The sequence below is a fragment of the Novosphingobium sp. Gsoil 351 genome, assembly GCF_009707465.1.
GTDB lineage: Bacteria > Pseudomonadota > Alphaproteobacteria > Sphingomonadales > Sphingomonadaceae > Novosphingobium.
In genome coordinates, this window is record NZ_CP046120.1 from 3,683,555 (window position 1) to 3,698,639 (window position 15,085).

Consider the following 15,085-nt stretch of genomic DNA (forward strand, 5'->3'; position numbering starts at 1 on the left):
AATTTGATCGCGAAAGCTTACCTGGCCCTGGCGGGAATGTGCCTCCTGGCAGCTTGCGGCACTCCGCCGCGCGATGTGAAGCTCGCGGGGCTCGATCTAGGTCAACCAGCGGTCTTGGAAAAACTCAAGGAGGGGCTCTCGCCCGGTGAGGGCACAGCGCTGATTACCTATGCTGCGTTTCATTGGCCGGGATCGAAAAATTACTGCGGACGACCTGCGTTCGCCCAGGATATTGAACCGAAGACCATCGGTGAGGCAATTGACCGCACGATCGCATTTGAGACAGCACTCACGCGCAAGCGAATGGCCGAGGCGAAACACGCAACGCCCGCCTCCGAGCGTGCGCAACAGGACAAGCAACTGATCGACAGATTCGATGATCTCACACTTAGGCGCGATATGATTCTCAGTCGGCAGGGTGGACGAACCGATCGGGCAAAAGAACTGCGCAAAATCGAGCAGCAGATCGAATCTGTAAGGCTGGAACGGGCGAAGCTCGCCAGACTACCATCTTAAGTTCAGGACCCTTTCTGGGCAGGAATGCGAGCATGGTCGCGACCGCGGAACCTCAGAGGCAGTTGACGGCGCGCTTGTCGTAGCTGATTGCGACGCCACGGACGTCCTTCCGGCGGCAGATGGAATTTCCGATCAGATGACGGCCCTCGAAGCGATCGCGGTCGACTCGGACCGTTCGCTTGCGGCTCGATCGGCCGAGCAAGACGAGCATGCTTTCGGCTGGACGCAGCGAGGGGCGGAGCCGGTCGGCATCATAGCCGTACTCGCGAACCAGAGCTCGGGAACGCGCTGAGAACCCTTGTTGGGCATGGAGCGGTGCGACGAGTCCTGCTGCGATTGCGCAGATCAACTCGAACTAATGAGAGTTTGCCGTGAGTTCCGCCTGCGGACCTCCCTGTCGCAGATCCCGGATCAAGCCCCAGCACCTGTCGAGGCAATTGATCGGACCTGCACTCACTTGAGTGGATACTGCGTCGCTTGGCCGCAACCAAGCCACGGCCAATCTCGTTTAATCCAAAAATCCGGGCCGCGCGACTTGTCGCTCAAAAACCCACCGCTATCCGCCCCGCAACAAAAACAGACGGGTCGGGTCAATGTAAGTTTCTCAGGTCGCGCCAGTTGGTACGGGGCTGTGGCCTTGCGCAAGTCGCAGTGGTGCCTCGGGTAACGCACTCAAACGAACGTCGGCCCCTTTTACATCATGGTCAATTGATGATTTGCGGGTTCGTCTTGTCGTGCTGCCAACGGAATGATTGCGAGCGCGCAGTTCGGTTAACAGAAAATTAGGCAACCGGTTTTACTCGTCCTTAGGCAATTCACCTCAAATTAAGTCCACTCGCTTGGGGGCCGGACTGATATGACCTATAGCCGCAACATGTCGATTGCCGCTTTGTTACTTTTCTGCGCAAGCTGCGGGGGCGGGTCGGGAGACTTGCTTTCAAGCGCTGACCAAGGAGAACTGGCGCGCAAGGTGAAGCTCGTCGCAGCTCCATCGCCAACTCCGTCACCCTCACCGACGGCGACATCGACCTCCTTAGCGGTGACGGTCGGGGCAGCCGGCTATGTGCTGTCGCCAACGCTCGATGGTGCACCCGATCTTCTGGCGTCCTTCGATATTGCCAACGGCCTACAGGCTGCGTGGGGGACCGGCGAAATTCCCGGACTTTACACGAGTGACCGGTCGGAAGGCGCATTCCGATTCACCTGCGGGGGAGATGGTAAGGTCGCCCAGGACGATCCGCTGGTCTATCCCAATCAGCCGGGTAAGAGCCATCTGCACAAAGCGTGGGGCAATACGGACTTTAGCGCCGCCACGACCCCGGCGAGCCTCGCCGCCAGCGCGACAACGAACTGCAACAAGACGGCCTATAGTCTGAACCGCTCCTCCTATTGGATGCCAGCGCTTATCGATGATCTTGGAAACGTGATGCAGCCTAATTTCATTTCGGTTTACTACAAGCGAGGCGCCGCATCTTCCGCTTACTGCGATCCCAACAGTGCAAAATTCGTTGGCACCTGCGTATCGCTGCCCAACCAGATCCGCTATGTCTTCGGCTGGAACATGAACAGCCCCACAGCGAAGGTGGATGGCGCGAGTTGGTATTGCTCGGGCGGCGACAACCTGCATCACGCAAACCTGAATCAAGTTTTCGCCAGCGGCTGCAAGGCGGGCGATACCCTGGTAGCGAACACTATCGCTCCCAATTGCTGGGACGGGAAGTATCTCGACACGCCCGATCACCGCAGCCACGTGGCGTATGCAGACTATTCCCGGGGGGATGGAAATGCCCACTGTCCCGCTAGCCATCCTTTCTACATTCCGCAGGAAGAGAACAAGGCGATGTGGACGGTGACCGCCGCCATGATCCGAGCGGATGGTACTAGCAGCGTAAGGTTGTCGAGCGACGATATGTTGCCTGGCGCCCAACCCGGTGAGACACTCCACGCGGACTACATCGAAAGCTGGGTAGCCGGAGCCAAGAAAATTTGGATGGACAACTGCATCAACAAAGGACTGTCGTGCTCGGGCGGCGACCTCGGCAACGGCAAGCAGTTGATTGGTGCCTGACACACTTCCTGGAACTCCGCCAGCCTGAGCCAACTTAGAGCGAAACTGGTCCCGGCTTGTATCCGGCGGAATGAGGATTCTGATCCGTCGGAGTTTGGCGGAGACCAGTGTGTTTGAGTTACTCCAGGGTGCGGTTGTGCACTGTGTCGTAGCATCTTGCTCCGGCTTCGGAAACGATCGATACTGCAATAGTCGGTAGGTTGCTTCTGCCTTTTGGAGTCGGTTGATCGTCTCGGAGCCGTGGCCATCGCCGATATTGATGAAAGGGCTCTCGGGTCGATCTCTCCCGCCCGCAATTGCGGTCCCCCATCGGTCTCCGGCAGGTAAGCGTCCGGTGAGCGGGTTTTCAGGCTGACCGGTAGTTCCAGGGCAGCAGTTCATCGATGTGGCGCGCTGGGTGATCGGCGATGCGGGCGATGGTGTCGGCGAGCCACGCTTGCGGATCGAGCTTGTTGAGCTTGGCGGTCTCGATGAGGCTGAAAATGGCGGCGGCGCGATGCCCGCCCTGGTCGGAACCCGCGAACAGCCAGTTCTTGCGACCGATGGCGATACCGCGCAGCGCGCGCTCGGCGGCGTTGTTGTCGATCTCGAGGCGACCATCGTCGATGTAGCGGACCAGTGCCGACCAGCGCGCGAGGGCGTAGCGGATGGCGACCGCAAGGTCGGAGCGCCGCGACAGCCTGGGCAGCGTCGCATCGAGCCAGCTTCGCAACGCGGACAGCAGTGGGCTGGCTCGAGCCTGCCGTTCGCATCGTCGCGCATCGGGTGGTCGGCCGCGAACCTCGTCTTCGATCGCGTAGAGTCCGGCGATGTGGTCGAGCGCCTCGCGCGCGGTGGCCGAGCCGGTGGCGGCGTGGACGTCGAAGAACTTGCGCCTGACGTGCGCCCAGCAGGCGACCTCGGCGATCTTCGTACCGTAGAGCCGGTCGAACCCGGCATAGCCATCGGCGTGGAGGTCGCCGGTGAACGCGCGCAAGTGCCCGGCTGGCCGGTCGCCGCGGCGGTCGGGCGCATAGCGGAACACCACCGCGGGCGGCGCTTCGCCGCCCCATCCCCGCTCGTCGCGGACGTAGGTCCACAGCCGCCCGGTCCTGGTGCGGCCGGTGCCTGGAGCGAGCACCGGAACCGGGGTGTCGTCGGCATGCAGGGTGCCGCCGCCCATGACATGGCGCTCGAGCGCGTCGACCAAGGGGTCAAGCAGCGTCGCCGATCGCCCGACCCAGTCGGCCAGCGTCGAACGGGCCAACTCGACTCCTTGGCGCGCGTAGATCCCCGACTGCCGGTAGAGCGGAAGGTGGTCGGCATACTTGCTGACCAGAACATGCGCGAGCAGCCCGGCGCCGGGCCGGCCGCGCTCGATCGGCATCGATGGCAAGGGCGCCTGGACGATGCGCTCGCAGGTCCGGCAGCTGAAGCGCGGACGGACGTGACGGATGACGCGGAAGCTCGCCGGAACATAGTCGAGCTGCTCGGTGACGTCGGACCCGATCTTGCGCAGCGCGCCGCCGCAATCGGGACAAGCGCAGGCGGGCTCGTGCAGCACCTCTTCGCGCGGAAGATGATCGGGCAACGGTTGGCGGAAGGGCTTGGCGGCCTCACGCATCCTGGCCAGCGCCGGTGCGGTCACCGCAGCAACATCGGCCTCGACTTCTTCGAGGCCCAGCTCGAGCTGATCGGCCTGGCGCGCAAGCCGCTCCGACGACGCGCCGAACTGCATCCGTCGAAGCTTGGCGAGCTGCATCTGGAGCCGCTCGATGAGCAGGTCGCGCTGGCCGAGCTCGGCCTGCGCGGCGACCAGCATCGCCTTCAGGACGTCGATATCGTCGGGGAGAAGATCGGCGTCGAGCAACATGGCCACTTATACCAGATACGGCCCGCCACGGCACGCAAAAAGCACGCAAAACCGCCGTTCTACTACCACGCCAGCGAGGGTTGCGCGGTGCGGATCGGGTGCCGCCACTCGACCCCTTCGAGCAGCATCGACAACTGCGCCGCGCTCAGCACGGCAACACCCTCGGCGGTCGCAGGCCAAGTGAAGCGGCCGCGCTCGAGACGCTTGGCGAACAGGCACAGACCCTGTCCGTCCCACCATAGCAGCTTGACCAGATCGCCGCGCTTGCCACGGAACGCATAGACCGCGCCGCCGAACGGATCGCGCTTCAGCCGATGCTGGACCAGTGCCGCGAGGCCGTCGAAGCCCTTGCGCATATCGGTGACGCCGGCCGCGAGATAGACCCGGACCCCAGCCGGCGGGCCGATCACGTCAACCCGGCAAGCACGGCCTTGAGCACGCGCGCGTCGATCGGCGGAGCGAACCGCACGCGATGGCCGCTCGCCGCAATCACCTCGATCGCGCCCGCGGACAGTGCTTCTGGAGCAGCCGCAACCGGCCCGGCGACTTCCACAGGCACGAACCCGCTGGGCGGCAACAGTGATCGCTCCGCCCGCACCAGGCTCGACCCCACCAGCGTCCTGCGCCAGCGGTAGATCAGCGACCCACACACCCCATACCGGCGGCCGACCTCGGCCACCGACGTGCCGGGCATCATCGCCTCCGACACGATCCGCGCCTTGTCGTCCTCGCTGAACCGCCGGCGCGGACCAGCCGGGGCCGCGTCCACAACATCGATGATGCGCGTAGCCATAGTGCCGCACCAGTGCCTGCCACAGTGCTACACCTGTGGCTTGCTCGTCACGGCAACTGCAAGGTGGGGATCACCGGACGCTTACTCCGGCAGTACGCCGTTCCTTCATTGTGCTCATTGCGCAGGGTAAACAGCGAAGCTGTCGCGGTCCCTTCCACAAATGGCAACGGGTATTTCCGGTCGTTCGAAAGGACGATGCATATCGCTTCGCTGCTGCCATGCAGATCAAGATGTCGATGTGCCGATTATCTCATTTCGAACGCGCGGAGAGGTACGGCTGCAAATTCTCGCGCGTGATTAAATATTGATACAAACGGGTGATGGCGCCTTACTGCGTAAAAGCACGCCGCATCAAATCTGCCGCCAAATAAGCAGATTTCCTTACAATTTGCCGTTCGCTTATTTTCGGTCGCCAGTCACTTCTGGTCATTTTACTCCGTGAATCCCCGGATGTTCGCTCGATACAGCGCCGATGCCAGCAGGCGGAGCGCCTTGGGCGCACGCGATCGGCCCAGCAATACGACCCGCGACAGAACAACGATGCCGCCGCACCCAGGCCCGGTGCGCGGGGCACGAGCGGGTGGGATTGACGCGTCGCTCGCGGACGAGCCGGGGAGGGAGGTACATCCTAGCCATGCTCGATCACTCCTTGTTCTGCGCCCAGCGCCGTTGCGCGTTTGGCCCGAGCCGGCTTTGCCGGGCGGGTCGTTTGGGTGTCAGTAAGATTAGCGGTCGAGTCTGCACACCCAGAGGCAACCGCACGGGCCTTGCCGCCGTGATCATGCAATTTTTAGTGCCGAGCGAAAATAGGCGATCGTCCGCCGCAGTCCTTCCTCGAGTTCCACCGTCGGTTCCCATCCGGCAAGCTCGGCCTGGGCGATGGTCGTGTCGGGCTTGCGCTGGGTCGGATCGTCGGCGGGCAGCGGCATCGTAACCAGCCGCGAGCGCGAGCCGGTCTGAGCGATAATGGCTTCGGCGAGCTCGCGGATCGTGAACTCATTGGGATTGCCCAGGTTGATCGGACCGTGCACGTCGGGTCCGGCCTCCATGAACCGGAGGAAGCCCTCGATCAGGTCGTCGACGTAGCAGAACGAGCGGGTCTGCGAACCATCGCCGAAGATCGTGATGTCGTGCCCTTGTAGCGCCTGGACGATGAAGTTGGACACCACCCGCCCGTCGGCGGCGTGCATCCGCGGCCCATAGGTGTTGAAGATCCGCACCACCTTGATGTCGAGCGCATGCTGGCGATAGTAGTCGAAGAACAGCGTCTCGGCGCAGCGCTTACCTTCGTCGTAGCAACTGCGGATCCCGATCGGGTTGACGTTGCCCCAATAGCTTTCGACCTGCGGGTGAATGTGCGGATCGCCGTAGACTTCGCTGGTCGAGGCCTGGAGGATCGGCACGCGCAAGCGCTTCGCGAGGCCGAGCATGTTGATCGCGCCGATCACGCTGGTCTTGGTCGTCTGCACGGGATCGTGCTGGTAATGGATCGGCGAGGCCGGGCAGGCGAGATTGAAGATCTGGTCGACCTCGACGTACAGCGGGAAGCACACGTCGTGGCGCATGAACTCGAACCGGGGATTGGCCGCCAGGTGATCGATGTTGCTCTTGTCGCCGGTGAACAGGTTATCGACGCACAGCACCTCGTCACCGCGGGCCAGCAGCCGGTCGATCAGGTGCGAGCCGAGAAAGCCGGCACCGCCGGTGACGAGCACGCGGCGCCGTCCGTAAGTGATTCTAGCCAAGGAAATCCCAATCCAAGTTTATGAACAGCGTCCGCACTAGAAGTTGCCCTTACCGCTGCCAATGTCGAGACATTTTAGATCCGGCGAACCGCAAGGCGTCTTGAACGCCTGCAAATCTTCGTCGGCGCTGATCATAAGAGCGGCCAAAACTAAGGAACGGCCAACCTCTGTCAACCGGCGCTGGATCGCGACCCTCGATCGGCGCCCAACATTGACCCCATTGGTGAAAAGCGTTTTCGGGTTGCCCCGGTAGTCCGTGGAGGGACCCGCGGGCAGAGCGAGCGCCGTCAGGAGCGCTGGCGGCCGCGTCTTGGGAGGTGCCTGTGGGCCCTCCGGGTCAACCCGGGGCATGGGGGTCCGGAGGAAGGGGTTCAGGTGGCGTTGCGGATTTTGAACCGCTAGCTCTCGTTGCCAGTCTCGACGATGTCGCAGCGGTGAGCGAGCCGGTCGAGCAGCGCGGTTGTCAATGGGCACTGAAGTTTCCGCAGAAGTGGGCGCTTCAAATTCCCTATGCTGGCGGCGGAGCGGTGATCAGCCGTATTCGGGATCGCGTTTTGCTTTCTTTCGTGGTCGTTCAGCCGCCGCGCGAACGGCCGATCGACAATTCAGTCACGCCGCCAGGCTCGATCATGGTCAGGACGCTGTGTTGCTCGAGATTATCAGGAAACTGTCGGGAGCCGCGGCGAAGTAGAGCCCGAGCCCCGGTCTGGCTAGTCGATCGTCTCGCCCATGGGCAGAGGTCTTCTCCTCGACCAACAGATCGGGATAGGGCTGTCACAGCTCCAACGCGTCGTTGGATCCATGTGGACTCGCCACGCTTTAGCGCGTTCCTCAAAATCCCTTATTGATTTGTTCCACGCACCAGCCTCGTCTCGTTTTGAGACACACGATTGAGTCGCGTCGCGCGTTAGGTTCGTGTTAGTTTTCGACGAGCCGATCCCACCGCATCGTCCAAGTTTGGAGCGCCTGCACCGATCGACGTTTTATCTTGGGGGGCACCCGATGAGCAGACCATTCACCACTCTTTGCGCGGTGGCACTCGGCATGATCGCCACCTCTCCAGCGCTTGCAGCAACCGTCCTCTTCACGGGCGGGAGTTCGGCGCTGGACGGCACTAACGGCAACGTCCGCGCGTTCTCGAGCGGTGGCATCAGCGTTCAGGCATCGGCCTGGACATGGAATAATGATGTTCTTGAGCAGGCTTATCTCGGCTATTATTCGTCCGGTCTGGGCGTCACCAGCAATAGCGACGGCACCGGCGCAAGCAACAACAGCCACACTGTGGATAACGTCGGCCCTGATGATTTCATTCTGCTGGTGTTCAATCAGCTGGTGAACATCTCGTCCGCCCGGCTGACCCAGTTCGATGTGAGTAGTACCATTGACGACAACGACGCGACGGTCAGCTACGCGACGGTGGCCAACGCGTTTGTCTCGCCGACGCCGGCTACTGTGCCGATCAACAGCCCCCTTTTCGGCGCGCTCCAGATCGGCGGTGCGCTCCAGAACAACGACTACACGGTCTCGGGGCACAACTCGGCACCCTACGACACCATGCTCAATTCGGCGGGTCTTGTCGGCAACGTGTAGATGATTGGGGCCGCGAGGCAAAACCCGGATTCGCGAGACGACGGCTTCAAGCTGGGTGCGATCACCGTAAGTGCGGCGGTCCCGGAACCGGCGACCTGGGCGATGATGCTGATTGGCTTTGGCTTTATTGGCGGCGCAATGCGGAGTCGCGGCAAGGTGCGGCGCCGCGTCGCATTTACTTTGTGAGCAAAGGCAAAAGGCAGAACAATTCAGCCGCGGTCCAGAGCGGCGCGTAACCAGGCTTCCCACTTCCGGCGTTTTTACCCCAGCGAACCATCGCCCAAACCCAGGACGAAGGTGAAGCCAGCCAACGCCTCGAGCGCGGCGGCTACTCGAACAGGGTGGGGTGGGCACCGGCCAGGTCCCATCCCGCGGTTAACTCGAAGGAGTCGAGCCGCTCGGCGAGATAAAGAGCGAGCCAGCGGATGGCCTTTGTCCGATGATAGCGGTCGGCGTGAGTGAGCGCTGCAATGGCGGCGGGCGGGCTGCAGGCGAGGGCGACCTCAAGGTGGGTCGCCAGACTCTCGGGGTCGACTCGGGTCATAGCGTTCTTGGAACATAATAAGAACACCGTATCAACTGCGGTGAGGCATCCGTCGCCTCCGGTCTCACATGTGCGGTTCGTGCATCACCAGCTACACCACGCCCCGGGACAGGACCCCCAACTATCAAGCTGTTGGACTGCGTTAGGGAGTGAGGGGAACGGCCACGATCAAACGGAAACATCGACCTGCTCGTCAGCCAGCCCGCACTGCACACCTTTGAGACTTAACAAACTCAAGTTCCCAAGCAGGTCCGTACCCGGCCTGAGGAACATATCCGTTGCTGGTATGGCGACTTGTCTTGCTCCCGATTACAGTCTGGGACTTACCGAACCACAATTCGAAAGTAGGCCCGTGTCGCTTGATGCAAAATTCGCTGGTTCAAGGGAAGTCCCCTTGCCAACGAACTCACGCTGCACCCGCAGCGCGCGCGCGAGCAGGCGCTGGCGAGTTCGATTGAGGCCGTGAAACCAGCCGAGGGTGGAGGCAGCTTGGCAATGGCCGCTCTCGTTGTCACGGCAAGCTAAGGTGTGCTCGGAAGGTTTTCGACCAGGCCGGGACGGCCGAAGTTCGACTGAGCTCTCCCCCACCGCATTACACGAATTCGATTGCGCACTCAGGAATGATCGGCGAGCGCTGAGAGGGCGGGAATGACGCTGTGACATCCCCGATGCTCGTGACGCCTGACGGCACCGGGAAGAGCTCGGACGCGCTCAACAACCTGCGGCTCCGGCTTCTGCGACTTTGGCGGTACTGGGCTTTTCGGCGTACCTTCTACTTCATTTCTGCGCTCGTCGCCCTTTGGTTTGCCATGACTAGTGAGAGGCCTTGGGTAGAATCGAGGAGTGCCCCTACTGCCGAAGAGGCTGGCGCTGCTCGGTCCGCGCTTTGGCAACTACGCGGTAGAAGCTCTGGTCTCGCTGAGGGCATTCCGGTCAGGCTGTCCGACACCGAGATGGCCGGTATCAGCGCGCTGGTCAGCCACGGACTGCATCCCTGGCGATTGAAAATGACGGCACGGCATGGCCAATTCGAAGTTCAAACTAGTCGCCCCCTAGTGGCTGGACGTTGGCTCAACTTGCGGGCCACTTTTGCGGGCGAAAGCACAGGATTTCCATCACCTCAGCTGTCAGCGGGCGTTATTACTCTGCCCGCCAGCCTAGGTCGGTATCCCTTTGAACTGGCCCGCTGGGTGCTGACATTAAGCGGTACTGACCTTGCCCCGCTCGACGAGATCTTGCGGGCCGTCGTCGTCGATAAGAATGTCGTGAGCGCGACCCTAAAACTCCCGAGCAAGACGGGGTTAGTCGATCGACTAGCTGGCCTGTACGGCAACGCAATCGACTCCAAATCTGTGGTCGAGCTGTATTGCGAGCTTACGGCCCAGCAGCGTGCAAAGCCCGAGCGCGACTTTGCAGCTCAGGTCCGACGAGCCTTCGCTTCCAGCAATGTTCCGCCTTCTCCCAGTCGCAATGCAGCTACCCTAGTCGCCTTGGCTATGTTGGTCGGCGACGAGAAAGCGGGCTACCTCGCTGGAGTTGAACCAAGCCAGACAAATAGCTGTCGCATCAATCCTCCCACGGTGACGCTTTATGGCCGGGGTGACTTGCCAAAGCATTGGGCGTTGTCGGCCGCCATTTCAGCAGCCCAAGGAACGCAGCTTGCGCGTGCCGTAGGCGAGTGGAAAGAGCTTGCCGATAGCGTCTCCCCGCAATCGAGCTTTGCGGCTAACGACCCGTCTGGCTTCTCCTTTGTCGATTTGGCAGCGGACCGGGCGGGGGTTCAGATAGCAAAGGTCGCGATTGCACCGCAGTCCGCCAGCGCGACAGCGAAGTGGCTCTCAATTGCCACTGCGGATCAGCTTTTGCCACAAGTGGTGCTGCAAGGGCCGGAAGGGATTACCGAGGGCGAGTTCAAACGTCGGTTCGGCGCGCTCGATGCGAACCGATATCAAACCGCGGTTGCCGTGATAGACCGCGCGCTGGCCACCGCTCGGTAGACGCGCTGGTGGCTATGGCCGGCGGGAGCTCGCTCTCTGGGTGCCTCACAGACGAAAACCCGGTAATTAACGGTGAGTGCCGCGCCGGTCGCCTTTTGCTGTGCTTTTGATTGGTGGACACGATCGATTCATCCTCCATTGACGTGGATCTCCGGCAATTGGCATTCGAGTGATCTGCACGAGCGGATCGCGGATCACGTGTATTCTGCTCTTTCCTGGCGCGAACCGCCGCGGCGCTTCCGGCTCGGTGCGAGTTGAGCAGCGAACCGGTACAGCGGGCGCCACGAACGGGATGGGCGGCGCTGGCGCGACACGGACGTCCCCCCGGCAATGGCAAGCTGGTACTGCGCATGGCGCGGGTGATTGCCTGGGCTGAGGCCGAGGACGACAACTCCGTGCCTGAGGTGGCGGTCTGGCTGAAGACCGAAGCCAGCCCCACGGTGCATCACGCTACACTTTTTAAGGACCTGATCACAGCCGGTCTTAGCTTGGAAAAGACTGTGCTGGCATCGGAGTACTGATGCGAGGATTTGCGGCGGGCACGGCCGGACTGCCGGATGCACCCACTGCCTTTGATGCAACGTGGCCCCCATCGCCTAGAGTTCGTCAACGAGACCGCAACCTTCACCAAGATGATACGGGTGAAGGGGCGAGCGCGTAAAAAAAGTACACTTCTCCATGGGCGCCCACCGTACGAACACGGAAACACCCAGACTTTCATTGCCAGGCTCAGAGCCGATGCTCTGACCATCCTAGATTGTCGATCGTCCGGTGATCTGGGAGACCAGGCTGTCCAAGATCGAGGTGCAGGTCAGAACCCTGCATCAAAAGCGGCTGGGGGTCCAGAAGCGGAAAGCACCTCAGTCACTGAAATCTTTCAGCTCTGAACCGCCCAGGACTCGAAAGCCGGTCACATTTCAGCTGAAACCGGGTCTCAATACAAGGAAACAAATGCGCGCCGAAGCCGGATTCGGCGCGCATCTAAAAGAGCTAATCGAAATTCACTGTCTACGAACTGAACCGAACCCGGGCTACTCTAGAACCGCCACGACGGCGCATCACCGTCCCAATGCCCGCAAACCCGATCAGCATCATCAACCATGCAGCAGGTTCCGGTACAGGCACCGCGACGTTGTCAATTTCAAACGAGTTCTTCGAAGATTCGAGTCTAAACCCATTGAATAGCGTGTCTCCCGTTCCGAACGCCTGAAAAAGGCCATTCGTTCCGGGGTCAACCTGATCCCCGTTAGCGGGAGTGAAGAAATCGCTGCCAGGAATTACCGTTTCCAGCCCATCACTCGTCAGCAGAGTCAACGTGTTGTAATCGTCGATTGATCCCCAATCGAAGCTGAATGCGGAGACCGGATTGAGGAAACTGATCGTGGCCATACCACCAGCCAGGACAGAGAGATATTTGGTGCCGGCAGGCGTAGAATTTGCCGGAGGAGCACCATTGCTGTCGCCGGGAGGACTTTTAATCTGCACAGATGAACTCAGCACCAAACTGGCTGGAGTTGTTGAGTCGAAATCGTACACGACTGCCTGACCGGCGGGCGGGCTGGAACCACCGGGGGTAAAGCTGATCATCGTCGCGGCGTTCGCTACACCAGCGGGAAGTAACGCCATTGCGCCCAAAAACGCGAGAGATTTACGCATGACCAAACTCCAACAAAACCGAGGAAAACTAGATTGCGCCCACTCTCGACCCTTTGGCCGATTCGAAGTCACCATACCTGTCGAAAAAGCGAAAGGGAAGGTTAACTAACAGAGAGATAGCGTTGCTGGCCATTGGGTTGCCATCTTGTCCCAGATTGAAACGAAATCCTGGCAAGGGACGAACTTCGCGTTGCCGGTTATTCCCCCGCGGTGACGGTGGCTGGTCGCCGATTGCCAGGGATATCAATCGCGTGTGGATGACGGCTTGATAGAATGACTAGGAATGTCGGCTCCCAAAGATTGCCGTCTGCGCGGTCTAGGCGCCAGCCAGCTCGCGCAACGCCAGAATCTTGGGCTCGTTCGCCTTTTTGAGCTAACTCACTCGTGGCAGCTAAGCGCCCAGCCGCCTCATTTGAATACGTGAGCACCGCGCGCGCGCAAGACAATACCAAGGTCCAGAACGCCCTCCGTCTCGGGAAGGCCGGCGTGCTCGCGGCCCAGCTCTCCGGCCTCGACTTCGTCGACTGCGAAGAGCTGGGCTATCCGCCGTTCGCCCACTCGTAGGCCCGGCGGCTGTTCCACCTCGTCAGGAGGCTCTACGAGCGCACTTCGGCGATCGTCACCACCAACCTGGCGTTCCCGAAAATCTCGCCGCCATGCGTAGACCTGAGAAGGATCAAGCCCATGCCGACGTGCCACGGCGCTGACGCCCTCGCGGCCAGAATAGCACTCCGCGAAAATCGAAGCCTTGACCTCAGGCGGCCAGTCACGGCGCTTGCCCGCACCCGTGAACACCTCGAACCGCTGCACGCCCCTGCTCACAGGATTATCACCCGAGATTATCATAGTAGCAGCGCACTCCAGCCCGATCGGGGCGCGGAGACTCGGCGCTGCGCTTCAGCCACGCAATGTGGCGGTGGGACAGCGCCTACGCATCATCGAACCCGCAGCGCGGTATATTCTTCTTTAAGATGAAGAGGTCATACCCAGGTCGCAAGGAGCTGGGTGATGCATTTCAATGCAGTTCTTCAAGTCGGCGCGAGTGAGGGTTTAAGCGGCGCGGAGCGACCGGCTCGTAGGGCGGCCAGTCGAAGGTCTCTCACTCTTTCGGCGATTAGCCGTTCGCAATCCCAAGGCGAATTGCCGGTTATAGTGCGTGACATTTCCCCCATGGGCTTCCTGATCGAGGCCGAGACCGAGGCCTTGTCGCAAGGGGAAGTGATCGGAATCGAGTTACCCGGCGCGGGCACGGTGATCGCACGCGTGGTGTGGGCGAACCACAGATATTTCGGTTGCAGCCTGGACGAGGAGATCTCGCCTGGCACAATCAGTGCAGCGCTCCTCAAAGCCGACGCTCGCGGGCATCAAGGCGAACCCACAGCTGCGACACGCGAGATGGTTTTTGCTCCCAGGGCGGGAGCTATCCGATTGGGCCCAGAACTCAACTTCTCGGTGGCGTTCCGACTGACTGTGCTGTTTTGGACCCTGATTGGCTCGGTAATCTATTTTGTCCTGAACTGAGCTTGCCGCGGGAGCTACGATTGCAGGCGCCGGCATTATGGCTAAAAAGCCCGTTTAGGCGTTGGCGACGCGGAAACGATAATCCCATCTAGATGGTTGGGCGATGTGGCCGCTAGGAAACCAGAAAGACCGACCAATACAAGGTCGGCAAAGGCTAGCGTAAACGCGGGGTGCACTCCTTAGATAATAAGTCGAAACATTGCACCGCTGCGAACTTTCCTTAGGTCCGTTGAGGGAAGAAGGCGCTAGGATTGCGGACCCCGACAGCCCGTTTCATCTGAGCACCGACCCTGTCGAGGTCAGTCTGCAACCCGATGATGGCGGCATCGATCTCCTCGACACTCAGGCATCCAGCGGTCAGCGGTTCCTTTTTGACGACAACGAAGAGCCCATTCGCGCCATCATCAAAACCAAAAGCTCCAGCCATGATCACCTCCAAGCAGTGGCGGGAACATACAGATACCCTCGATTAGGTGCGATTGGCAATTCTAGAGGACACCGCAGGCCGCGTCGATCCTGAGGGCGCCTTGACGCGGTAGTGAGATAATGCCGTGCGTTCCTCGATCTCACTTCCAACGCGGACCACAATACGCCGCTTTCGACCAAGAAGCCTTTTCGCGGGCGGCGAGCGTTGGGCCTTGCCGCCCGCGGTGACATGCTCAACATGGGCCTCCTGCGCGACCTTCATCGCCTCATGTTTGGCCAAGCCTGGAACTGGGGACGGGCTATTCCTGCGAAAACAATCGCCGCAAGTTTCGGCTAATTCGGAATCGGAAATAACTCGAGCGATTTACCGGATCCGG

General features: G+C 60.9%; 15 protein-coding genes and 2 pseudogenes. 8 read left to right on the plus strand and 9 right to left on the minus strand.

Annotated features, from left to right (window positions below; all coding sequences use genetic code 11):
* Window positions 1-3 precede the first annotated feature (3 nt).
* Together GKE62_RS17725 and GKE62_RS17730 are read left to right on the plus strand one after the other, a co-directional pair.
* Window positions 4-516, plus strand: a complete 513-nt coding sequence (locus GKE62_RS17725) for a hypothetical protein (protein ID WP_154693380.1) — start codon at window positions 4-6, stop codon at window positions 514-516.
* Between the two features lie 856 nt (window positions 517-1,372).
* Window positions 1,373-2,584 (plus strand): DUF1996 domain-containing protein, encoded by a 1,212-nt coding sequence (locus GKE62_RS17730; RefSeq protein WP_154693381.1) that lies wholly within the window; start codon window positions 1,373-1,375, stop codon window positions 2,582-2,584.
* Between the two features lie 346 nt (window positions 2,585-2,930).
* Here the strand turns inward: GKE62_RS17730 and GKE62_RS17735 are convergent, their stop codons facing one another.
* From GKE62_RS17735 to GKE62_RS17750, 4 genes are all read right to left on the minus strand, one after another.
* Window positions 2,931-4,436, minus strand: coding sequence for an IS66 family transposase (locus GKE62_RS17735; protein ID WP_154693382.1), 1,506 nt, complete (start codon window positions 4,434-4,436; stop codon window positions 2,931-2,933).
* Between the two features lie 62 nt (window positions 4,437-4,498).
* Window positions 4,499-4,846, minus strand: coding sequence for an IS66 family insertion sequence element accessory protein TnpB (tnpB, locus tag GKE62_RS17740; RefSeq protein WP_154693383.1), 348 nt, complete (start codon window positions 4,844-4,846; stop codon window positions 4,499-4,501).
* Window positions 4,843-5,229 (minus strand): transposase, encoded by a 387-nt coding sequence (locus tag GKE62_RS17745; RefSeq protein ID WP_154693384.1) that lies wholly within the window; start codon window positions 5,227-5,229, stop codon window positions 4,843-4,845. The genes tnpB and GKE62_RS17745 overlap by 4 nt, the downstream gene beginning before the upstream one ends.
* 779 nt (window positions 5,230-6,008) lie before the next feature.
* A complete protein-coding gene (locus tag GKE62_RS17750; RefSeq protein ID WP_154693385.1) occupies window positions 6,009-6,974 on the minus strand; it encodes a UDP-glucuronic acid decarboxylase family protein in 966 nt (321 codons plus the stop codon).
* Window positions 6,975-7,976: 1,002 nt separating this feature from the next.
* On the opposite strand from GKE62_RS17750, the gene GKE62_RS17755 reads away from it, so the two are divergent.
* Entirely contained in the window at window positions 7,977-8,564 is a 588-nt protein-coding gene (locus GKE62_RS17755; RefSeq protein WP_154693386.1) for a hypothetical protein, read from the plus strand.
* Window positions 8,565-8,630: 66 nt separating this feature from the next.
* A pseudogene (locus tag GKE62_RS19265) lies at window positions 8,631-8,750 on the plus strand (PEPxxWA-CTERM sorting domain-containing protein); the annotation flags it as partial.
* 142 nt (window positions 8,751-8,892) lie between these two features.
* On the opposite strand, the gene GKE62_RS17765 reads toward GKE62_RS19265, so the two are convergent.
* Complete coding sequence (locus GKE62_RS17765) at window positions 8,893-9,108, minus strand: hypothetical protein (RefSeq protein ID WP_154693388.1); 216 nt, start codon at window positions 9,106-9,108, stop codon at window positions 8,893-8,895.
* Window positions 9,109-10,061: 953 nt separating this feature from the next.
* Between GKE62_RS17765 and GKE62_RS17770 the strand changes: the two genes are divergently transcribed.
* Both GKE62_RS17770 and GKE62_RS17775 read left to right on the plus strand, forming a co-directional pair.
* Window positions 10,062-11,105, plus strand: coding sequence for a hypothetical protein (locus tag GKE62_RS17770; RefSeq protein WP_154693389.1), 1,044 nt, complete (start codon window positions 10,062-10,064; stop codon window positions 11,103-11,105).
* A 254-nt stretch (window positions 11,106-11,359) separates the two neighbouring features.
* Entirely contained in the window at window positions 11,360-11,626 is a 267-nt protein-coding gene (locus GKE62_RS17775; RefSeq protein WP_154693390.1) for a hypothetical protein, read from the plus strand.
* Between the two features lie 487 nt (window positions 11,627-12,113).
* Here the strand turns inward: GKE62_RS17775 and GKE62_RS17780 are convergent, their stop codons facing one another.
* A complete protein-coding gene (locus GKE62_RS17780; RefSeq protein WP_195908514.1) occupies window positions 12,114-12,761 on the minus strand; it encodes a PEPxxWA-CTERM sorting domain-containing protein in 648 nt (215 codons plus the stop codon).
* Between the two features lie 420 nt (window positions 12,762-13,181).
* Between GKE62_RS17780 and GKE62_RS19525 the strand changes: the two genes are divergently transcribed.
* Window positions 13,182-13,325, plus strand: coding sequence for a hypothetical protein (locus GKE62_RS19525; protein WP_195908724.1), 144 nt, complete (start codon window positions 13,182-13,184; stop codon window positions 13,323-13,325).
* Between the two features lie 78 nt (window positions 13,326-13,403).
* On the opposite strand, the pseudogene GKE62_RS17785 reads toward GKE62_RS19525, so the two are convergent.
* Window positions 13,404-13,607, minus strand: a pseudogene (locus GKE62_RS17785) (transposase); the annotation flags it as partial.
* Between the two features lie 162 nt (window positions 13,608-13,769).
* On the opposite strand from GKE62_RS17785, the gene GKE62_RS17790 reads away from it, so the two are divergent.
* On the plus strand, window positions 13,770-14,282 hold the full coding sequence (locus GKE62_RS17790) for a PilZ domain-containing protein (RefSeq protein WP_154693392.1): 513 nt from the start codon (window positions 13,770-13,772) through the stop codon (window positions 14,280-14,282).
* Between the two features lie 220 nt (window positions 14,283-14,502).
* On the opposite strand, the gene GKE62_RS17795 is transcribed toward GKE62_RS17790, so the two are convergent.
* Together GKE62_RS17795 and GKE62_RS18620 are read right to left on the minus strand one after the other, a co-directional pair.
* A complete protein-coding gene (locus tag GKE62_RS17795; protein WP_154693393.1) occupies window positions 14,503-14,709 on the minus strand; it encodes a hypothetical protein in 207 nt (68 codons plus the stop codon).
* Window positions 14,710-14,751: 42 nt separating this feature from the next.
* Complete coding sequence (locus tag GKE62_RS18620; RefSeq protein ID WP_195908515.1) at window positions 14,752-14,970, minus strand: hypothetical protein; 219 nt, start codon at window positions 14,968-14,970, stop codon at window positions 14,752-14,754.
* Window positions 14,971-15,085 lie beyond the last annotated feature (115 nt).